This is a genomic window from Globicatella sanguinis NBRC 15551, assembly GCF_001552295.1.
GTDB classification, from domain to species: Bacteria; Bacillota; Bacilli; order Lactobacillales; family Aerococcaceae; genus Globicatella; species Globicatella sanguinis.
This window is the reverse complement of sequence record NZ_BCQX01000009.1, coordinates 12,165-33,647: the sequence shown is the minus strand read 5'-3', so window position 1 is coordinate 33,647 and position 21,483 is coordinate 12,165. Positions and strand designations below refer to the sequence as shown.

General features: G+C 35.8%; 18 protein-coding genes. All 18 read left to right on the top strand.

Features of this window, described 5'->3' with window-relative positions:
- Positions 1 to 344 precede the first annotated feature (344 nt).
- Complete coding sequence (locus GSA01S_RS01505; RefSeq protein WP_066124135.1) at positions 345 to 1,586, top strand: extracellular solute-binding protein; 1,242 nt, start codon at positions 345 to 347, stop codon at positions 1,584 to 1,586.
- 92 nt (positions 1,587 to 1,678) lie between these two features.
- Positions 1,679 to 2,986, top strand: a complete 1,308-nt coding sequence (locus tag GSA01S_RS01500; protein ID WP_066124133.1) for a carbohydrate ABC transporter permease — start codon at positions 1,679 to 1,681, stop codon at positions 2,984 to 2,986.
- Between the two features lie 5 nt (positions 2,987 to 2,991).
- Entirely contained in the window at positions 2,992 to 3,843 is an 852-nt protein-coding gene (locus GSA01S_RS01495; protein ID WP_066124131.1) for a sugar ABC transporter permease, read from the top strand.
- A 195-nt stretch (positions 3,844 to 4,038) separates the two neighbouring features.
- Positions 4,039 to 4,845: a hypothetical protein gene (locus GSA01S_RS01490; protein WP_066124129.1), complete on the top strand. Its 807-nt coding sequence runs from the start codon at positions 4,039 to 4,041 to the stop codon at positions 4,843 to 4,845.
- A gap of 171 nt (positions 4,846 to 5,016) precedes the next feature.
- Positions 5,017 to 7,434 carry a primosomal protein N' gene (gene priA / locus GSA01S_RS01485; protein ID WP_066124126.1) on the top strand — a complete coding sequence of 806 codons (2,418 nt, stop codon included), beginning with the start codon at positions 5,017 to 5,019 and terminating at the stop codon, positions 7,432 to 7,434.
- Between the two features lie 14 nt (positions 7,435 to 7,448).
- Positions 7,449 to 8,399 (top strand): methionyl-tRNA formyltransferase, encoded by a 951-nt coding sequence (fmt, locus tag GSA01S_RS01480; RefSeq protein ID WP_066124125.1) that lies wholly within the window; start codon positions 7,449 to 7,451, stop codon positions 8,397 to 8,399.
- Positions 8,400 to 8,410: 11 nt separating this feature from the next.
- The gene (rsmB, locus tag GSA01S_RS01475; protein WP_066124123.1) at positions 8,411 to 9,778 is read left to right on the top strand and encodes a 16S rRNA (cytosine(967)-C(5))-methyltransferase RsmB; all 1,368 of its coding nucleotides are present in this window, start codon (positions 8,411 to 8,413) and stop codon (positions 9,776 to 9,778) included.
- Between the two features lie 27 nt (positions 9,779 to 9,805).
- The gene (locus GSA01S_RS01470; RefSeq protein ID WP_066124122.1) at positions 9,806 to 10,558 is read left to right on the top strand and encodes a Stp1/IreP family PP2C-type Ser/Thr phosphatase; all 753 of its coding nucleotides are present in this window, start codon (positions 9,806 to 9,808) and stop codon (positions 10,556 to 10,558) included.
- The gene (pknB, locus tag GSA01S_RS01465; RefSeq protein WP_066124120.1) at positions 10,555 to 12,543 is read left to right on the top strand and encodes a Stk1 family PASTA domain-containing Ser/Thr kinase; all 1,989 of its coding nucleotides are present in this window, start codon (positions 10,555 to 10,557) and stop codon (positions 12,541 to 12,543) included. Before GSA01S_RS01470 ends, pknB begins: the two co-directional genes overlap by 4 nt.
- Before the next feature lie 76 nt (positions 12,544 to 12,619).
- Positions 12,620 to 13,561, top strand: coding sequence for a ribosome small subunit-dependent GTPase A (gene rsgA / locus GSA01S_RS01460; RefSeq protein WP_066124119.1), 942 nt, complete (start codon positions 12,620 to 12,622; stop codon positions 13,559 to 13,561).
- Between the two features lie 3 nt (positions 13,562 to 13,564).
- The gene (gene rpe, locus GSA01S_RS01455; RefSeq protein WP_066124117.1) at positions 13,565 to 14,206 is read left to right on the top strand and encodes a ribulose-phosphate 3-epimerase; all 642 of its coding nucleotides are present in this window, start codon (positions 13,565 to 13,567) and stop codon (positions 14,204 to 14,206) included.
- A 12-nt stretch (positions 14,207 to 14,218) separates the two neighbouring features.
- Complete coding sequence (locus GSA01S_RS01450) at positions 14,219 to 14,881, top strand: thiamine diphosphokinase (RefSeq protein ID WP_066124115.1); 663 nt, start codon at positions 14,219 to 14,221, stop codon at positions 14,879 to 14,881.
- A 117-nt stretch (positions 14,882 to 14,998) separates the two neighbouring features.
- On the top strand, positions 14,999 to 15,187 hold the full coding sequence (gene rpmB, locus GSA01S_RS01445; RefSeq protein WP_066124112.1) for a 50S ribosomal protein L28: 189 nt from the start codon (positions 14,999 to 15,001) through the stop codon (positions 15,185 to 15,187).
- A gap of 289 nt (positions 15,188 to 15,476) precedes the next feature.
- Entirely contained in the window at positions 15,477 to 15,833 is a 357-nt protein-coding gene (locus tag GSA01S_RS01440) for an Asp23/Gls24 family envelope stress response protein (RefSeq protein WP_066124110.1), read from the top strand.
- A 24-nt stretch (positions 15,834 to 15,857) separates the two neighbouring features.
- Positions 15,858 to 17,561, top strand: coding sequence for a DAK2 domain-containing protein (gene fakA / locus GSA01S_RS01435; RefSeq protein ID WP_066124107.1), 1,704 nt, complete (start codon positions 15,858 to 15,860; stop codon positions 17,559 to 17,561).
- Positions 17,562 to 17,634: 73 nt separating this feature from the next.
- Entirely contained in the window at positions 17,635 to 19,668 is a 2,034-nt protein-coding gene (gene recG / locus GSA01S_RS01430) for an ATP-dependent DNA helicase RecG (protein ID WP_066124105.1), read from the top strand.
- Positions 19,669 to 20,090: 422 nt separating this feature from the next.
- Entirely contained in the window at positions 20,091 to 21,092 is a 1,002-nt protein-coding gene (gene plsX / locus GSA01S_RS01425; protein WP_066124103.1) for a phosphate acyltransferase PlsX, read from the top strand.
- A gap of 117 nt (positions 21,093 to 21,209) precedes the next feature.
- Positions 21,210 to 21,452: an acyl carrier protein gene (gene acpP / locus GSA01S_RS01420; protein ID WP_066124101.1), complete on the top strand. Its 243-nt coding sequence runs from the start codon at positions 21,210 to 21,212 to the stop codon at positions 21,450 to 21,452.
- Positions 21,453 to 21,483 lie beyond the last annotated feature (31 nt).

Sequence of the window (21,483 nt, the reverse complement as noted above, 5' to 3'; positions counted from 1 at the left end):
CTACTTCTTGTCCACTCCCAACTGTGCGGGGGTGGATAAACAATATAAAATCTTTTGATTTTATATTGTTTACCCACTCTTTTTTTTTCGCTGATGAAAACTGATGATAATTTATTCGTATAAAGCAAAATAAGCATAAAGTTTTTTGAAACAAATGATAACTTTTCATAAAAATATGATTAAATAGCTAAATATTAAATCGAGTCACGATACAATAACGGGTTTTAATAATGACTATCATTCTGTTACCGATAACAGAATTAAAAACCTATTGTTTTATTTTCAATTATATAAGATAATATAGTTAAGAAAGCGATTTACGCAATATTTAGGAGGTTTCAATTATGAAATTGAATTTGAAGAAATTGGCAATTGGTACTTTGTCTACAGTTACAGCTTTAACTACATTAGTATCAACTGGTGTATTAGTAGCTGATGCTCAAGAAGAAACATTAGTTATTTCTGCAGCCGGAGAATATGACTATGTAAAAAATCACATCGCTAAATTCGAAGAAGAATATGGTGTGAAAGTAGAATTATTAGATGCTGATATGTTTGAGAAAATTGATGGTTTAGCATTAGATGGACCTGCTGGAACTGCTCCAGATGTTTTAATTGCACCATATGACCGTATCGGTTCATTAGCTCAAACAGGTTTAATTAACGAAGTAACGTTAAATGAAGAAGCAGGTTATGATGATACAGATAAACAACAAGTATCAACAGATGGTGTTGTTTATGGTGCGCCAGCTGTTATCGAAACAATTGTTTTATACTATAACAAAGACTTACTATCTGAAGCGCCAAAAACTTTTGATGAATTACGTGAATTGACTAAAGATGAAAAGTATGCTTTTGCTGGGGAAGATGGAAAATCTACAGCATTCTTAGCTCAATGGACTAACTTCTACCATAGCTACGGTTTATTAGCTGGATATGGTGGTTATGTATTTGGTGAAGATGGTACTAACTACGAAGACTTAGGATTAAACTCTGAAGGGGCAGTAGAAGGTATTAACTATGCAGTGGACTGGTTCCAAAATGTATGGCCACAAGGTATGTTAGATGTTTCTTCTGTAAGTGACTTTGTAATGCAACAATTTACTGATGGTAAAGCTGCTGCGATTATTGACGGACCATGGCAAGCTGCTGCTCTTAATGAAGCAGGCGTTAACTACGGCGTTGCTAAAATCCCTACATTACCAAATGGTGAAGAATATAAACCATTTGCTGGTGGTAAAGGTTGGGTAGTTTCAGCATTTACTGACAAACAAGAATTAGCACAAGAATTCTTAAATTGGGTAACATCTGAAGAAATGCAAACAGCTATGTATGAAGAAAGTGGACAAATCCCTGCTAACCAAGCAGCTCGTAAAGTTGCTGCTGAAGCTGGTAATGAATTAACAACTGCGGTTATCGATGTTTATTCAAACGCTGTACCAATGCCAAATATTCCACAAATGAGTGAAGTATGGTCAGGTGCTGAAAACTTAATGTTCGATGCTGGTTCAGGTAATAAATCAGCTCAAGAAGCTGCTGATGCTGCTGTTGAATTAATCAAACAATCAATCGAACAAAAGTATTAAAATTTCGTGAATCGTAAGTTTTTATCTGGCAGAGGTTGATCTTCTGCCAGATATTAATAGTTAAACAGCATTTTATTTAAAGGAGTGATTTTATGAGTCAGACAGCCAAAAAACAAAATCCGACATTAGCGATGCTCTTGTCGTTGATTCCAGGACTAGGTCAAATATATAATAAACAATTGATCAAAGGCTTAACCTTTTTAGGGATTACCGGGTTGTTTGTTTATGAATTAGTAAGTTTTGGTTTTGGTGCGTTGACTGACTTTATTACATTAGGGGATACTCCGGGGGTAAAAGGTGATAACTCCTTATTCTTAATGATTATTGGTACTTTACAAATTATCATTACGGTCGTATTCTTAATCTTCTTGATTTTCAATATGATAGATGCTAAACGCATTGCGAATCTTTGGAATGAAGGATTTAAAGTTAATCAAACATTTAAAGAACATATCGATAATATTTTAGATAATGGGTTTCCTTATTTATTAATTGTTCCGGCATATATTTTTATGACTTTTGCTATTATTTTTCCAGTTTTAGTCACTTTATTTACAGCATTTTTAAATTATGATTTTAAAAATATGCCACCAGCAAAATTATTAGACTGGATTGGTTTTGCAAACTTCGCAAATATATTTACATTAAGTACCTTTAGAGATGCCTTTACATCCGTATTTATGTGGACGTTAATTTGGACATTATGTGCGACTACTTTACAAATTGTTCTCGGTATTTTCACAGCTGTTGTAGCTCACCAACCATTTATTAAATTCAAACGTATTTTTGGGGTAATTTTCTTATTACCATGGGCTGTTCCAGCATTTATTACAATTTTAACGTTCTCAAATATGTTTAATGACTCAATTGGTGCGATGAATACACAAGTAATTCCGTTTATTAACAAATTAATTCCATTTGTTGAAATTGGAAAAATCGCCTGGAAAACTAACCCATTTTGGACCAAAGTTGCGATTATTATGGTTCAAGGTTGGCTAGGGTTCCCTTATATTTATGTAATGGTAACCAGTATTCTTCAATCTATCTCCGAAGATTTATATGAAGCAGCCAAAATTGATGGAGCGAATGCTTTTAAACGATTCACTTCCATTACTTTACCTGTAATTTTCTCTGTTGCTGCTCCAACATTTTTAACTCAATATACAGGTAACTTTAATAACTTTACGATGATCTATCTATTTAACAATGGTGGACCTGGATCAGTGGGTGGCGGCGCTGGTGCTACCGACATTTTAATTTCATGGATCTATAAGTTAACAACTGGAACTTCACCGCAATTCTCATTTGCGGCAGCCTTGACACTGATTATTTCAGTAGTGGTTATTTCAGTATCGTTAATCGTCTTTAAGCGTACAAAAGCTTTTGAAATGGAGGGATAATCAACATGAAAAAATTATTTGCATCTGCCAAATTCAAAAAGTTTTTGGGACAATTCTTTACTTATTTTTATATGATTCTCTTATCGATTATCATTATTTATCCATTATTAATTACGATTAGTTCTGCTTTTAGAGCAGGGAATATTACCGCATTTGATTTGAATTTTAATTCAAAATGGACCTTGAATCATTTTAAACGATTATTTGAAGAGACCTATTATTTACAATGGTATAAAAATACTTTAATCGTTGCAGTTAGTACCATGGTAGTGCAAGTTATGGCTGTAACCCTAGCTGGTTATGCTTATAGTCGTTACAACTTCTTTGGTCGTAAAAATAGTTTAATGTTCTTCTTAATTGTACAAATGGTGCCGACGATGGCAGCCTTAACAGCCTTCTTCGTAATGGCACTCTTGATGAAAGCTATTAACCAATTCTGGTTCCTATCATTAATTTATATTGGTGGTGGTATTCCAATGAATACTTGGTTAATGAAAGGGTACTTCGATACAGTTCCTTATGATTTAGATGAATCAGCCAATTTAGATGGGGCAGGACATTTTAGAAGATTCTGGCAAATTGTGTTACCATTAGTACGACCAATGATCGCTGTACAAGCTTTATGGGCATTTATGGGACCATTCGGAGATTTTATGTTATCTAAATTCTTATTACGTAAAGAAGAATTATATACTTTAGCTCCTGGTTTACAAACATTTATTAATGACCAACGTAACCAAAAAGTAGCATTGTTTGCGGCCGGTTCTATTTTAATTGCTGTGCCAATATCAATTCTATTCTTTGTCTTACAAAAGAACTTTGTTACTGGTTTGACTAAGGGTGGAACAAAAGGTTAATCAATCGAGAACATGGATGTTTGAAACAATGAGTTTTTCACTACTTTGTATTTTTTAGAAACATAATCGACGATTGATTTAAAATTTGTTAAGAAAATAAGGGTGGGCAAACGAAGTGAAAATCTTTTGATTTTCTACTTCATGTCCATTTTTTTCTTTTTTAAATGCTATAATATGTAGAATGAGGTGATTATAATGAACAAAGTATTTCCAATTAATTACTTTACAAATATCTTTTCGGCGAAGAAAATTTTTAAGAATCGTCAACAATTAATTTGGTGGCAAATACTGTTAATTGTATTGTTGCTTAATGGTTTAATGTTGATGCCGTTATCGGTTCAGTTAGGAAAAATTCAATCGGCTAATTTAAATGATTTTGTACCGAATGCTTTAGCAACGATGCATGACGACACTGTTCAACAATTTAATCAAATGGTAGAACAGGGAACAGTTGCTGAAACCAGTCAATTTATTCCTTCTATCAATGAGGTAGAGAGTGATTCTCTAGTAGAAAACTCCATCTTAATTGCTCCAGATGGCTTTATTATTAAAGAAGGAAAGAATCCCGAAATTAAACAAACCTATATTGAAGAGCTACCATTAACCACGGTGGCAGATAAAGAAGAACTGATTGCTTTATTGTCTCAACATTGGTTCCAAGCCAATCGTTTATCGATAGTGCTAACTAATTTTATTAATGTGTGGTTTTTAATGTTTTTTAACTTCGTTGGTTTATTATTAGGGACAGCTTTTTTACTTTGGTTAACGAAGTTTGGAAAAATATTTACGATTGCTAACTTTAATGAGGCTTTACAGTTATCACTCAATACTTTTGGCCTTCCCACTTTGATCGCGATGCTACTGGGCTTCTTATTGAAAGATCCAAATGTGATGGCCTTAACACAGAGTACCCTTTATATTTTATTGCTTTTATGGGTTTATTGGAAAACGCATTTTAATGATCATTATGTGGAAACAGCGAGTAAAATTTCTGTATTATAAAATATTTCTGTTAAACTATCCTTAGTAATATGATGAGGGTAGTTTTTTTATCTTGGATAAGGGTATTATTAATAAAGATAAATTGATGGTTTTTTTCTAAGCAAACGTATTTATATCTATATTTAAAAGATTTTTTGTGATAGCATATATAGTTATGAAGGTGGTGATTTAATGCTTGCTAAAGTGATTATCGATATTCCAGTCGCTCAAGTTAATCGAGAATTTGACTATTTAGTCCCCGAACAGTGGGAAGAAGCCATTCAATTAGGTATGCGTGTTGAAGTGCCTTTTGGTCCAAGGCAATTACTGGGATTTGTGGTTGGTTTTTCAGATGAAACGAGTTTTACTGGAACCTTAAAACCAATTAGCAAATTATTAGATTATCGTAGTTTTTTGAATCAAGAATTAATCGAATTAAGTGATTACTTAGCCAATCATTTGCAGGCTTTTAGAATTGCTGTTTTACAAACAATGTTACCTAATTTATTAAAAGTAAAATATGAATCGTATTTTCTAATTCATAATCATGATCAAATTCAAGCCTTGACTAATACTTTGATTGAAAATCATGAAATTGAAAAAACGATGCTCGAAACGATGTTAACACCAAATCAAATAAAAGCATTAATTGATCAAGAGGCCATCGAACTAGAAAATCGAGTTTTAGATCGAAAATCAACCAAAATGGTGCAAGTGATCGATAGAGCTTTGGATGAACAACAATATAAAGCCGTTTCTGAAAATTTAAGCAGAGCGGCTAAAAAACAACAACAATTGCTTGACTATTTAATCTATCATCCGAAAATAACTTATCCGATTGCGATTCAAGATTTTTGTGAAATCACCGGTCTCAGCCGTACTGTTGTAAATACCGCTATTGATAAAGGATGGTTAATCAAATCTGAAGTGGCTGTTTACCGTAATCCATTAAAGGACCAGGAATTTATTCAAACGACAGCCAAAACATTAAGACCTAACCAACAAAGCGCTTATGATACCATTGTGGCTTCTGTAGAAAAAGGGCAAGCTAAAACCTTTCTACTAGAAGGCGTTACCGGTAGTGGCAAGACCGAAGTATATTTACAATTAATGGAAAAAGCCCGTCAACAAGGGCAGTCGGCCTTATTATTAGTACCAGAAATTGCCTTGACTCCACAAATGGTCAATCGAGTGGTAGGCAGATTCCAAAAAGGAGTGGCAGTTTTACATTCTGGTTTGTCTACTACGGAAAAATACGATGAATGGCAGCGAATTATTAAAGGTGAAGCGACGATTGTGGTCGGAGCCCGTTCTTCAATTTTTGCACCATTAAAAAACATTGGTATTATCATCATTGATGAAGAACACGAAACGACTTATAAACAATCCGATAATCCACGTTATCATGCGCGTGATGTCGCTTTATGGCGGAGTCAATATCATCAATGTCCAGTTGTTTTAGGAAGTGCCACCCCATCATTAGAAAGCCGAGCTCGGGCTCAGGTTAATCATTATCAACTCGTTATGATGAGTGAACGAGCAAACTTTTCTGAATTACCGGAAGTAGAATTAATCGATATGACCAATGTCTTAGTTTCGAAGACCTATACCGAGATATCGCCATCCTTACAACAAGCAATCGAGCAAGCCATTAGTCAAAAACAACAAATCGTATTGTTATTAAATCGTCGTGGGTATGCATCTTATATGCAATGTCGCGAATGTGGACATGTTGTTCAATGTCCTCGTTGTGATATTTCTTTGACCTATCATAAGAGTGAACATCGCATGAAATGTCATTATTGTGATTATCAACAAATGGTACCAACTGAATGTCCTCAATGTGGTAGTCAACATATTCGCAGTTTAGGTTCAGGAACCCAAAAAATTGAAGAGACTTTAGCAGAATTAATCCCCCATGCGCGAATTTTACGTATGGATAATGATACGACTAGAAGAAAAGGGAACCATGAACGGATATTAAAACAATTCGCTAATAAAGAAGCCGATATTTTATTGGGAACACAAATGATTGCTAAGGGGCTTGATTTTGAAAATGTTACTTTAGTCGGTGTTATCAATGCGGATACGGCCCTTAACATACCAGATTTTCGTTCGGGTGAGAAGACCTTTCAATTATTAACGCAAGTAGCAGGACGGACCGGACGTGGTCAATTAAAGGGGAAAGTCATCATTCAAACCTACAATCCCGATCATTATGTGATGCAATTGGTCAAGACGCACGATTATGAAAATTTCTTTAAATACGAGATGAAACGGCGTCATATTGGAAATTATCCCCCTTATTATTTTACAACTTTAGTCACTGTCTCCAGTAAAAATCAAGGGATGGCTGAACGTAAAATCCATCAGTTGAAACAATTATTATCCAATCCATCACTAGAACAACAACAACAATTATTATTGTTAGGCCCATCAAGAGGCGCTATTGCGCGCATCAACGACGTTTATTATTTTCAATTATTACTCAAGTATAAAGATAAGCAATTCATTCAAAATAAAATTAGTGAAATTGTCAATCAAGCTCAAAATGAATCACGGCAAGGTCTTTATGTTTCAATTGACCATGAACCATATCATTTTATTTAGAGGAGGTAAATTATATGAAGAAAATTATTTTTATGGGGACACCTGAATTTTCAGCAACAGTTTTAAAAGGGATTTTAGCACAATCCTCATTATATGAAGTGATTGCCGTTGTGACTCAACCAGATCGCCCTGTTGGTCGTAAAAAAGTATTAACCGCTTCACCAGTAAAAGAAGTAGCATTGAGTCATCAAATTCCTGTCTTCCAACCGGAAAAACTAGGTAAATCAGAAGAGATGGAACAAATATTAGCCATGGACGTTGATTTAATTGTCACGGCTGCTTATGGTCAATTTGTGCCGACCAAATTATTAAAACATCCAAAATATTTAGCCATTAATGTGCATGCATCACTATTACCAAAATATCGTGGTGGGGCACCGATTCATTATGCGATTTGGCAAGGTGACGAGGAAACAGGTATTTCAATTATGTATATGGAAAAAGAAATGGATGCGGGCGATATTTTAGCACAAGCTAAGACTCCTATCCATTTCAATGATGATGTCGGTCAATTATTCGAACGCTTGGCAATAATAGGGCGCGATTTATTATTAGAAACATTACCACCATTATTTGCTGGAGAATTAACACCCATTAAACAAGATGAGCAGTTGGTTACATTCTCTCCCACTATTTCTAAGGAACAAGAAAAAATTGATTGGTCGCAATCGGCAACGGCAGTACATAATCATGTCCGCGCTTTTCGACCATTTCCTTCCACTTATACTATGTGGAATGGTCAACGCTTAAAAGTGTGGGAAGGGCAACCGATCGCTTATGCCACAACGGAAACGGTGGCACCAGGGACGATTGTAGCCGTAGAAGATGACCAAGTAATTGTCCAATGCCAAGAAAGCTATTATGCGATTACATCATTACAACCAAGCGGTAAAAGAAGAATGGATGCAGCTACTTTCTTAAACGGAATGGATGCTGAAGATTTAATCGGTCAACGATTTGAATAGAGTGACAGCTAATGAAAATAAAACAACGTAGTGAAAAACAATTAGCTAAAAATGTTAGATGGCAGGCGCTCAAACTGATTCATCAAATTGAATATGAAAATCAATATTCGAATGTTTTAATCGATCAAACCTTACAACATACTCATTTGAATGAATTGGATCAAAAATTATTGGTACAATTAGTCTATGGTGTTGTGCAACGTCGCTTAACGTTAGATTATTATTTAGAACCTTATCTCAAGGGCAAGAAAATCGATACTTGGATTGCTTCTTTATTTCGCTTAAGTATTTATCAACTATTATTTTTAGATAAAGTCCCAGATCATGCCGTTTTAAATGAAGCAGTCGAAATTGCGAAAACGAATGGGCATGGTGGCTTAGGCAAGTTTGTTAATGCCATTTTGAGACAATTTAATCGCCAACCATTAAGGGAATTACCCGATAAAGCAACGGCATTCTATGACTATTTGAGTATTCAATATAGCATGCCATTATGGTTAGTCGAGCAACTTTCACACTGGTTAGGGGATCAAAGTGATCAGTTAGAATCATTACTAAAAAGTTTATTAGAGACACCCCACTTATCAGCGAGAGTGATTGCGAATATTGATCAGCGTCAAGAGATTCAGCAACAATTACAAACCGAACAAGTGATCACTGAACCTAGTAAGGTATCACCTTATGGCTTAATCGTACAAAGTGGTGATTTAATTCATTCTAATGTCTTTAAAGAAGGACGCGTGACCATTCAAGATGAGTCCAGCATGTTAGTCGCACCATTAGGAAAAATAACCGGAACAGAGCAGATATTAGATGCTTGTTCAGCACCTGGTGGTAAAGCGACTCATATTGCCCAATTATTAACGACAGGCCATTTGACTGCTTTGGATTTATCGAGCCATAAATTAAAGAAAGTGGATCAACATTTACAACGAATGGGTCTAGCAGAAAAAGTGACCACCCAACAGGCCGATGCTTCAAAATTTTTGCCGAAAAATAATGCATTATATGATACAATATATTTGGATGCTCCATGTTCCGGTTTAGGCTTGATGCGTCGAAAACCAGAAATAAAATATGAAAAACAAGCACAAGATTTAGTTGAGTTAGCAAAGATTCAAGCTGAACTATTAAATCATGTCGCAAGTTTATTAAAACCTGGAGGGGTGTTAGTATATAGTACATGTACACTAGCACCGATTGAAAATGAGCAAATGGTCGACCAATTTCTAGCCAATCATGCAGAATTTCTATTAGATCCAATCCAACCAACAGAATTACTACCAGCAGATTTACTTAATTCAGCGGGTCAAATTAGAGTTTGGCCGCATCAATATCATACAGACGGCTTCTTTATTAGTCGTTTCGTTAAAAAATAAACAGAGGTTTATATGAGAGGTGAAAGGATGAAAATCAAAGTCCGTTCAAATGTTGGACGAAAACGTTCATCAAATCAAGACTATGCTGATTATTTTACAAATCAACATCAGCAAGTATTATTTATTTTATGTGATGGTGTCGGAGGGCATCAAGCGGGCGATGTCGCCAGTAAACAAACCACTCAGTTTTTAGGGGAGCGCTTTGTTCAAACTGAAGAAAAATTTGATTTAACCAATATTCAAACGTGGTTAAAAGAACAAATTGAAGCCGTTAATTTATATATTTATGAAAAATCGAAGTCAGAAAGTCAACTGGAAGGCATGGGAACGACCTTAGTTGCGGCTATTGTAGTTGAGGATCAATTAGTTATCGTACATGTAGGGGATAGCCGGGCATATGTCTACAAAGAAGGCCAATTACGTCAAGTGACCGAAGACCATTCTTTAGTCAATGTCTTGATTAAAACAGGTGAAATTACGAAAGAAGAAGGCCAAATGCATCCGCAACGCAATGTGGTGACTCAATCAATTGGTGGCACTCCTGATGTTGAAGCTGAAAGCAACTTAATTCCATTGGAACAAGTAGAAATGCTGATGCTTTGTTCAGATGGCTTAACCAATATGGTAGAAGATACACAATTGCTTGAAATGTTTAATCAGGATCGTTTTGCAGATGATTTTCCTGAAAAATTAATTGAAGCCGCAAATAATGCGGGAGGCACTGATAATATTACCGTTATTTTAGCATCTGAATTCTCAAATGAGGAGGTGTCAGCATGATTGAAATAGGAGATAAACTCTCGGATCGTTATCAGATAAATGATGTTATTGGTCAAGGTGGCATGGCTAATGTGTTTTTAGCACGTGATCTAATCCTGGATCGCGATGTTGCTGTTAAAGTTTTACGATTTGACTTCCAGGATAATAAAGATGCGATACGTCGTTTCCAAAGAGAAGCGATGTCTGCTAGTCAATTACTACATCATCATATTGTTGAAGTTTATGATGTCGATGAGACCGATCAACAACAATATATTGTAATGGAGTATGTGAAGGGAACAGATTTAAAGTCCTTTATTAAACAAAATGCGCCACTTTCATTAGAATTAACGGTTTCGATTATGAGTCAAATTTTGTCAGCTATTGAAATTGCCCATAAAAACCGTATTATTCACCGTGATATTAAACCGCAAAATATTTTAATCACGGAAAATAATGAAGTGAAAATTACCGACTTTGGGATTGCGATTGCCTTATCGGACACCAGTATTACTCAAACGAATACATTATTAGGTTCGGTTCATTATTTATCACCAGAACAAGCTCGTGGTAGTAGTGCAACGATTAAATCAGATATTTATGCCCTTGGGGTCGTATTATATGAATTGATAACAGGTACCGTTCCCTTTAATGGTGAATCGGCGGTGTCGATTGCTCTTAAGCATTTCCAAGAGGCCTTTCCCCGTGTGAAAGATACGGTCGATTATGTGCCACAAAGTTTGGAAAATGTGGTCTTAAAAGCGACTACAAAAAATCCAGCCGATCGCTATAATTCTGTCGAAGAAATGCATCAAGACTTGACCACTAGTTTAAGTGCTAATCGTATGAATGAAGCACTTTTTGTACCAAAGGATATGTCTGAGACGACGGTTTTAAAACCAATTAAACCTATATCTTCAGCTCATAAAGCTTTAGATGAAAAAATGGAAGCGCCAGAACCTTTGGATGAAGAATTAGTACCTAGTTTTGATGTCGTCCCACCGATTGAACCTGTTCGCAAAAATTATCGTTTCGTGCGTTGGTTAGTGGGGCTATTATTACTAGTACTTTTATTACTTGGTGCCTATTATGTCTATGGTCAGACCACCCGTTTTGTAACGATACCGGATGTATACAATAAAACGCAAGAAGAAGCGATAAAGTTACTAGAAGAAAATAATTTAAACGTCAATCAAATTATTCCCCAGTGGGATAAGACCTTACCAGCGGGAACGGCTATTGAAACGAAACCGGAAGCCAATTCACGTATTGAAAAAAATAGTGCTGTTAACTTAGTGGTAAGTAATGGCAAAGAGCAAGTTGAAATTGGTAATTATATTGGGGAAGCTTATGAACCGATTCGTAAAGAATTGACGGATGCTAACTTTATTGTGGTGCGACGCGGAATGGCGACCAATGATGAAAGTCAAGTTGGGGTTATTCTAGACCAGAGCGTTGAGCCTGGCTCAAAGGTTGTACCAACTGATACTACGATTACCTTTACAGTAGGACAAATGTCGGATAGTATTTCTATGCAAGATTTTAATAATTTACCTTTATCCATGGTGCAAAACTTTGCAGATGAATATGGTTTAAATGTTGATGTCACCTATGCTTATGATGATTATATATCCGCTGATCAAGTTATTAGCCAAGACCCTGCGAGTGGTACAGCTTTAGTTCCAGGTGATACTATTTCAGTCGTTGTCTCACAAGGTGCACAAGAAGAAGTGGTTCTACAACATACCGAGACCATCACGCTTGAATATTTACCGACTTATGCAGATACTGATTTGGAAATGAAAAAGCCATTACCAAATGTAATCGATGTCTATATTGGTGATTCACAAAACAATATTAATACTTTACATCGTAGTTTTGAAATAACCGAAACAACGACCGTTCAATTAAAATTCTTTATTAAGAATGATGGTGTCGGTCAGTATCGTATTTTAAGAGATGGCGAAGTTTATATGGAAAGTAATGCTGTTTACCCAGAACAATAGTTGAAGTGACAGGACTGCTATTGACCGATTAGAGTCGGCAGTAGTGGTCTATTTTTATAAAACGAGGAGGGAATTTGTGAAAGAAAAGCAAATCATTACGAAAAAAGGGATCATTTATCAGGCGATTAGTGGTTTTTATTATGTATGGTCTGAAGGTCATTCATATGCCACTAAACCTAAAGGGAAATTTCGACATCAACAAGTAAAACCACTGGTTGGGGATCATGTTGAAATCGAAATCGATCTTGATGATAGTCAATCCGAAAGTCGTTTAGTGACGATATTTCCAAGAAAAAACAGTTTAGTGAGACCCCCAGTGGCTAATGTGGATGATGCGTTTATTGTGATGTCACTGGTCGAACCGGAATTTTCATATAATTTATTAGACTATTTTTTAGTATCGATTGAGTCTCATCAAATTGAACCGATTATTTTACTTACCAAATATGATTTATTAGTAAAAGCGTTAGGTGAAGCGACAGCAGAATTAAAAGTGAAAGAAATTAAAGAGGTATACCAAAAGATTGGCTATCAAGTCATCGTTAAAAAAGAAATTAGTACTTTTGCAGAGGAAATAGAATCAGTAGTTAATAAAGATGCTATTTACATCGTGATGGGCCAATCAGGTGTGGGTAAATCGACTTTATTAAATGATTTATTACCTAAAGCCGATATTGCTACCGGCGAAATTAGTGATTATTTAAATCGTGGACGTCATACGACCCGAGAAGTCACTTTATATCGCTTATATCAAGGACTTCTTGCAGATACGCCTGGATTTAGTGCAATTGACTTTCCACAAATTGAAAAAGAAGCACTGAGTCAGTATTTTCCTGAAATTTGGCGCAAGAGTGCCGAGTGTCGCTTTAGAGGTTGTCTACATCAAAATGAACCTAACTGTGCAGTCAAAGAAGCGGTTGAAACCGGCGAAATTACCACCTCTCGATATGAAAATTATAGTCAAATATTACAAAAAATTGAACAAAGAAAACCGATTTATCGTAAAAAGGAGAAATAAAAAATGAAAATAGCTCCCTCAATGTTGAGTGCGGATTTTACCAAATTATTAGCTGAAATTAAAGAAATTGAACAATATGGTGCTGATTATTTACATATAGACCTAATGGACGGTAACTTTGTCGGTAATATTTCTTTTGGTCCGATGGTCTATCAATGGTTAAGACCTCATACCGACTTAGTATTTGATGTGCATATGATGGTCGAACAACCAGAACGATATGTCGAAATGGTTGCCAATGCTGGGGCCGATATTATTACGGTACATGTCGAAGCCACTCATCATTTACATCGCGTGATTCAAATGATTAAACAACTAGGAAAAAAAGCAGGAGTGGTGATTAATCCTGGCACACCAGTGTCCGCCATCGAAGCTGTATTATCAGAAGTTGATTTAGTGTTGGTCATGACGGTTAACCCAGGGTTCGGAGGACAAAGTTTTATCGAATCGACTTTAACCAAAATTAGTCAATTAAAAGAGTTACGTAGTCAACACCAATATCAATATGAAATTGAAGTTGACGGGGGGATTAATGAAATGACTGCTCAACAATGTCTGGCAGCTGGAGCCGATGTTTTAGTAGCGGGATCCTATATTTTTAACGCAACGGACCGTCAACAAGCGATTGAGTCTTTACGTAAATAAGGAGCGATGTGAATGGCAAAAGTCATTATTTGCGCAGGAGGTCCTAATCCAGCCCTAGACCAGTTGCGAATAAAAAAAGAAGACATATTAATAGGGGTTGATCGTGGCGCCTATCGCTTAATAAAAGCCGGTTTTACTTTAACTCATGCTTTCGGTGATTTTGATTCAGTTAGTGCAAGTGAGTTAGCCTTCATTGAAGAACATACGCAAACACTTCATCGCTATCCATCTGAAAAAGATGATACGGATTTGCAATTAGCTTTGTTATATGTGCAAGAGCATTACTCTCAATATGAAACGATTGCAATATACGGGGCCTTAGGTGGAGGTGGTCGTGTTGACCACTTTTTAGCCAATATTTGGTTAGCATTGGAACCGCGCTTTGAAAACATGGTTGAAAAGCTTCATTTTATTGAAACTCAACATCAAGCGCGCTTTTATCAACCAGGTCATCATCGATTATTGAATCCATCGCAAGCGAAGTATTTATCGATCATTTCTTTAACCCCAGTTAGCTCGTGGCAAATTAAAGGTGCTCAATACAATTTACCAGCAACGGATTTTAAGACCCCGACTGCTTTAATTAGTAATGAGTTTATTCCCAATCAACCAGCGATTGAATTGTCATTTACTCAGGGTATGATTGGTGTAATGTGGGTTCAAGATGATCATTAATTTTTAAAAAACAAAAAAAGTCTGTAAAGTATCTTGCCTTTACAGCTAAACTATGGTAAATTTGTAAGGTATGAAAAAGCAGAGACTCAGCTCCTGCGATATAAAGGAGGAATTACGATGGCTAAAGTATGCTATTTCACTGGTCGTAAAGCTAAATCAGGAAACACTCGTTCTCATGCTATGAATCAAAGCAAACGACGTTTCGGCGCTAATTTACAAAAAGTTCGTGTGATGATCGACGGAGAACCTAAAAAAGTTTGGGTATCTGCTCGCGCTTTAAAATCAGGTAAAATTGAACGTGTATAATTAACACAATATACTAATAGGGGCTAGGCAAACACATTCTTGTTGATTGCCAGTCCCTATTTTTGTTAAAAGAGTCATAATGACTGGATAGGACTAAATTCATTGAGATGCTTTCAATTCAAGCCAAATTGTATGGGATAAGTAGAGCGAGTTTAATTGTTTGGTTTTAAGTTTTAATGACACCTATTCTGTAAAACATACAGATTTCATCCGTAATAAATAGCGTTTAATCACTAGTTATGGTAAAATTATTACGATACAAAACATAAGTTTGAGGAGGCGTATATAAATGGCTATTAAAATTCAAACTCCAAATGGTCAAATTACATTAAACAACGAAGTAATCGCAACCGTCGTAGGTGCAGCTGTAACCGATAATTACGGTGTCGTGGGAATGGTTAGTAAAAATGTTATTCGCGATAATATTACAGAAATTCTAAAAAAAGATAACTATGCAAAAGGGGTCGTCATTAGCCAACAGGGTAATGATGTAGCAGTCGATGTGTATATTTTAGTTACATACGGCACCAAAATATCAGTCATTTGTCAAAATATTCAGCAAGCCGTGAAATATAATGTTGAACAATTATTAGGTTTTGAGACAAGTTATGTCAATGTTCATGTTCAAGGCGTTAAAGTGGACTAAGTCTTAAAATCGAGGAGGATTCAAGTGGAATTAACAAAAATAACTGCAGCCGAATTTCGAGCAATGGTGATTGCCGGTGGCCAACGACTAAATGATCAAATAGAACTCATTAACTCATTAAATGTGTTCCCAGTACCAGATGGTGATACCGGAACGAATATGAATATGTCGTTTACTTCTGGGGTAGAAAATTTAAAACAATCAAAATCTGACAAAGTAGGAGAATTAGCGGGTGCTTTAGCTAAGGGTTTATTAATGGGAGCACGTGGTAACTCTGGTGTTATCTTATCGCAAATTTTCCGTGGTTTTTCACAAGCAATTACAGACAAAGATACTTTAGATGCTAATGACTTTGCTGCTGCTTTTGCCGGTGGTGTCGAAGCTGCCTATAAAGCGGTGATGAAACCCGTAGAAGGAACCATTTTAACCGTTGCCCGCGAATCAGCTATTCGTGGTGAGAAAAAAGCGGCTAAAACAGATAATATTATTGAAGTAATGCAATCAATCGTAACAGGCGCTGAAAAATCTTTAGCCAAGACACCTGACTTATTACCCGTTTTAAAACAAGTAGGTGTTGTTGACTCAGGTGGGAAAGGTTTATTAAGTGTTTATGAAGGATTCTTATCTGCACTTAAAGGCGAAGCAAGTATTGCCCAAGATGCGGATGAATTATCACAACAAGCTCAAGCTCATGCACATGCAATGTTTGAAGAGGGTGCAGAAAATCCAATGACCCTTGAAGAGATTACGTATGGTTACTGTACCGAAATCATGGTGCGCATTGGGGAAGGACCTACTACTATAAAATCATTTAATTATGATGAATTTAGAAATACCTTAGATCAAAAAGGAGACTCATTATTAGTAGTAGCCGACGATGAAATCGTAAAAGTTCATATTCATACTGAAAACCCTGGGGAAATTATGCAATTAGGCCAAGAATTTGGTGAATTAATTAAGATTAAAGTAGATAATATGCGTGAACAAGTGCGTAGTCTAGAAAATGATGAAAAAGCATTAAATGAAAAAGCTAAACAAGCGGCGGAACCGGCGAAACCAACGGAACCAGAACGTGAATATGCGATTATCGCAGTAGCAGCCGGTGAAGGGATTATGGAATTATTCCGCTCACTTGGTGTGACCGAAGTGTTATCAGGCGGTCAAACCATGAACCCATCTACTGAAGACTTTATTAAAGCAATTGAAAGAGTACACGCTAAGAAAATTATCTTATTACCTAACAATAAGAATATTGTCATGGCTGCAGAACAAGCAACGCAAGTGGCAGAAGTTCCAACAGTGGTCATTCCAACGACTACCATTCCAGAAGGAATTGCTTCATTAATGGCCTTTAATGTGGATGCATCGATTGAAGAAAATAAAGAACAAATGACTGCAATGAGTCACCAAGTAACCAGTGGTCAAATTACTTATTCTATTCGTGATACCGAAATTGATGGTGTTAAAATTAACAAAGATGATTACATGGGCATTGTGAGTGGTAAAATTATGTTATCCGTACAAGATGCTCCAACTGCATTAGACCAAACTTTAAAATTAATGATGACTGAAGAAACTGAAATTGTGACGATTATTGTTGGCGAAGACGGTTCAGTCGATGAAGCAAATCAAATTGCTGAAGAATTAGAAGAACGATTTGAAGACGTTGAATTTGAAATTGTAGAAGGTAATCAACCGGTATATAATTATATCATTTCAGCAGAGTAGTGTATTAAGGATGATAGTTAGAGCTGGGGCAACCCGGCTCTTTTGTGTTATTTTAAGGGAGGAGGCAAGGTCAGTGAGTGATTGGTTGGATAGTATTGGAACCTTAAAAGGAGTAGGCCCAGCAAAAGTACAACAATTTGCCTCTTTAGGCATTCTAACTATTCGAGATTTATTATTTTATTTCCCTTTTCGCTATGAAGATTTTCAAATTCGAGATTTAAAAACAATTATGGATCAAGAAAAAGTAACCTTAAAAGGACAAGTTGTATCACCACCGGTGGTCAATTATTATGGTCGGGGCAAGAGTCGTTTATCATTTCGTTTTGCTGTGTCTGACACTGAGGTCATCCAAGTTGTTTTTTTTAATCAACCTTATTTAAAAAAATCATTTGAATTAGGCCAAACAAAAGTGGTTTATGGTAAATGGCAAAGTAACCAACAAAGTTTACTAGGCATGAAAATGATTAAAATTGATGAAGATGGGGAGAATAATATTGCCGGTGTTTATCCTAGCAAACAGGGAATTCGTCAAATCACCATTTTAAAAACAATTCAAGCTGGTTTTGATGAATATTATCATCAGATTCCTGAAATTATTCCCCAATATTTAAATGATAAATATCGCTTAATCCCATTGAATCAAGCTTTGTATCAAATGCATTTTCCAAAAGACTCAGTGCAAAAGAAACAAGCAACGCGCAAAATCATTTTTCTTGAATTTTTCTTATATCAATGGCGCTTATTAAACGCTGCTTATCGTGATAGTCAAGAGCAGGGTGTACGAATTTTTTATGAGGTAGAAGATTTAAAAAGTGTTATTAAGACCTTACCCTATGAATTGACCAATGCTCAGAAAAAAGCCGTGAATGAAATCTGTTATGACCTAATGGCGCCTTATCCTATGAAACGAATGCTACAAGGTGATGTCGGAAGTGGGAAGACCTTAGTGGCCTTTTTAGGGATGATAGCAACGATTCAAGCAGGTTTTCAAACGGCTTTAATGGCACCTACTGAAATATTAGCCAAACAACATTATGAGAATTTTAACCGGATATTTGAACCGATGGGCTTACACGCAGAATTATTAGTGAGTAATTTAAAAGCAAAAGAAAAACAAATTTTAATCGAAGGCTTACAAACGGGTAGAATTCGAATTGTGATTGGGACGCATGCACTCATTCAAGATAATGTTCAATTCAAACAGCTTGGCTTAGCCATTATCGATGAACAGCACCGTTTTGGTGTTGGACAAAGACAAGCCTTACTGAATAAAAATGCTACGGCAGTTAATTTATTACAAATGACTGCTACTCCGATCCCTCGTTCATTAGCGATGACATTATATGGCGAATTGTCGGTTTCGACCATTGATGAATTACCAGGTGGACGTAAACCGATTACTACCCATCGAGTAGAAGCAGGAAAAATAGATGAAGTATATGAACGCATGCACATTGAACTGGCGGCAGGTCATCAAGTTTATTATGTGTTGCCATTGATTGATGCATCAGAAAATATGCAGTCGATTGATAATGTAATCGAGATTGCCGATCATTTAAGCGAGGTTTTTGTTCAATATCAAGTAGGCGTCTTACATGGACAGTTAGATAAAGAAGCACAAGAAAAGGTAATGGATCAATTTAATGATAACCAGATCCAAATTTTAGTGGCAACTACCATGGTGGAAGTCGGTGTCGATGTTCCTAACGCAACAGTCATTGTGATTCAGTCTGCTGAACGCTTTGGTTTAGCTCAGTTACATCAATTAAGAGGACGGGTCGGACGAAGTGATTTACCAAGTTATTGTTACCTCATCGGATCGCCTACTACTGAACAAGGAGAAGCACGACTGGATATTATGACCCAATCTCAAGATGGCTTTTTTATTAGTCAAGAGGATATGAAAATTAGAGGGATTGGTGATATTATGGGACGTAGCCAATCGGGATTACCACAATTTCATTTTGCGAATGTGGTCGAAGATGCGCATATTTTAGCGATTGCCCGTCAAGAAGCCAAAGAACTTTTAAATCATTTACATCATTTATCTGATGAAGAAGAACAAGCCTTAAAAGATTGGCAAGATTCTACCATCATTGAAATGTAATTTTCGAATCAAGATAATAATTAATAAATCACTGTATGGTGATGACTTTTTTGAAAACGACAAAATCTGAAAACTTATTTTGATGATAACCATATCAGATGAACTATTTAAAAAAGTAGTGTAAAATAACTTCATTAAGTGAACATAAAATCATTACTTATAAATCTTATCTATATAATAGGAAGAGATTTTTATTAGCTTGTTTGAAATGGGCAAAAATTTGATAAAATTGATTCAATTATTACACGTAAATGCTCAGCTCTTTTTTGATTAGAAATCAAACAGTACCTAAAAAATAGGTTAATAATTTCTGACTGTGAGTGCTAGAAGTTGAAGCGAAAATCATCTCATTTTGTTATACTTGTCCACTTCCTAAATGAAAGATAAAAACGATAATATGTGTTTAAGAAAGAAGGTATATAATGTTTAAAATTGCAATCGATGCCATGGGAGGCGATCATGCTCCCAATGCAGTTGTAAAGGGAGTCAATAAGGCTATCGCGACTTTTCCCGAAATTGAAGTACTGCTATTTGGAGATGAAGCACAAATAAAACCATTATTAACAGTTGAAGACAGAGTCACCATCGTCCATACCGATGAAGTGGTTGAAAGTGATGATGAACCTGTGGCTGCGGTGCGTCGTAAAAAAGGTTCTTCAATGGTAATGGCAGCACAATATGTAAAAGAGAAAAAAGCGGATGCTTTATTATCAGCCGGAAATACTGGCGCTTTATTAGCAAGTGGTTTACTCGTCGTTGGGCGTATGAAAGGGATTGATCGTCCAGGTTTAATGCCAGTATTACCAACTTTTAATCCTGAATCACCACATTTAATTTTAGCCGATGCAGGCGCAAATGCGGATTGTAAACCTAATAATTTATATCAATTTGCCGTGTTAGCTTCATTTTATGCCAAAGCCATGTTCGGTATCGCTAAACCAAGAGTAGGCTTAGTTAATAATGGTACTGAAGAAACCAAAGGGAATGAATTAAGTAAAGCAACCTTTCCTTTATTAAAAGAAGCAACTGAATTAAATTTTATAGGCAATGTCGAAGCAAAAGAACTGTTACAAGGTGTATGTGATATCGCCATTACGGATGGTTTTACTGGTAATGCTATTTTAAAATCATTGGAAGGAACTTCTAAATCCATTTTTAAAGCAATCAAAAATCAATTATTAAATACGGGCCTTAAATCCAAATTAGGTGGATTATTAATCAAAGATGCATTGAGTGATTTAAAAGATCAATTTGATGACACTAAAGAGGGCGGAGCTATTTTATTAGGAGTACAAGCGCCCGTCATTAAAGCACATGGCTCTTCTAATGAGGAAGCCATCTTCAATGCGATTAGACAAGCAAATAAAATATTAACAAGCAATGTTGTGGAAGAAATAGCTAACCATTTTAAAAATTTCTCATAATCTAATAGTGGATTCTTAAATTAAATTAATTTTTAGGTAGACAATTTAGTATTTAGTATGTAAAATAGTATGAGTATACTAGCGCGTGTAGACGCAAAATTAGTTGGAGGTATATTAATGGGAACTAAAGAAAATGTATTCGAAATTGTAAAAGAAATGATTATCGATCGTTTTGATGTTCAAGAAGAAAGTGTCACTCCGACAATGACGTTTAATGATTTAGGTGCTGATTCATTGGATATCGTTGAATTAGTAATGGAATTAGAAAATCGATTTGAAGTGACATTTGATGATGACAAAATAGAACAACTTGATAATGTTGGCGATGCCGTTCAATATATCGAGACGTTAACAGCGTAGTAGTATAAGGTATAACTGAACGGAGGGAAAA

What these genes read in the sequence shown, in the direction of transcription:
- GSA01S_RS01505 (WP_066124135.1), top strand. Translation starts at nt 345, where the DNA reads ATGAAATTGAATTTGAAGAAATTGGCAATTGGTACTTTGTCTACAGTT.
- GSA01S_RS01500 (WP_066124133.1), top strand. Translation starts at nt 1,679, where the DNA reads ATGAGTCAGACAGCCAAAAAACAAAATCCGACATTAGCGATGCTCTTG.
- GSA01S_RS01495 (WP_066124131.1), top strand. Translation starts at nt 2,992, where the DNA reads ATGAAAAAATTATTTGCATCTGCCAAATTCAAAAAGTTTTTGGGACAA.
- GSA01S_RS01490 (WP_066124129.1), top strand. Translation starts at nt 4,039, where the DNA reads ATGAACAAAGTATTTCCAATTAATTACTTTACAAATATCTTTTCGGCG.
- priA (WP_066124126.1), top strand. Translation starts at nt 5,017, where the DNA reads ATGCTTGCTAAAGTGATTATCGATATTCCAGTCGCTCAAGTTAATCGA.
- fmt (WP_066124125.1), top strand. Translation starts at nt 7,449, where the DNA reads ATGAAGAAAATTATTTTTATGGGGACACCTGAATTTTCAGCAACAGTT.
- rsmB (WP_066124123.1), top strand. Translation starts at nt 8,411, where the DNA reads ATGAAAATAAAACAACGTAGTGAAAAACAATTAGCTAAAAATGTTAGA.
- GSA01S_RS01470 (WP_066124122.1), top strand. Translation starts at nt 9,806, where the DNA reads ATGAAAATCAAAGTCCGTTCAAATGTTGGACGAAAACGTTCATCAAAT.
- pknB (WP_066124120.1), top strand. Translation starts at nt 10,555, where the DNA reads ATGATTGAAATAGGAGATAAACTCTCGGATCGTTATCAGATAAATGAT.
- rpe (WP_066124117.1), top strand. Translation starts at nt 13,565, where the DNA reads ATGAAAATAGCTCCCTCAATGTTGAGTGCGGATTTTACCAAATTATTA.
- GSA01S_RS01450 (WP_066124115.1), top strand. Translation starts at nt 14,219, where the DNA reads ATGGCAAAAGTCATTATTTGCGCAGGAGGTCCTAATCCAGCCCTAGAC.
- rpmB (WP_066124112.1), top strand. Translation starts at nt 14,999, where the DNA reads ATGGCTAAAGTATGCTATTTCACTGGTCGTAAAGCTAAATCAGGAAAC.
- GSA01S_RS01440 (WP_066124110.1), top strand. Translation starts at nt 15,477, where the DNA reads ATGGCTATTAAAATTCAAACTCCAAATGGTCAAATTACATTAAACAAC.
- plsX (WP_066124103.1), top strand. Translation starts at nt 20,091, where the DNA reads ATGTTTAAAATTGCAATCGATGCCATGGGAGGCGATCATGCTCCCAAT.
- acpP (WP_066124101.1), top strand. Translation starts at nt 21,210, where the DNA reads ATGGGAACTAAAGAAAATGTATTCGAAATTGTAAAAGAAATGATTATC.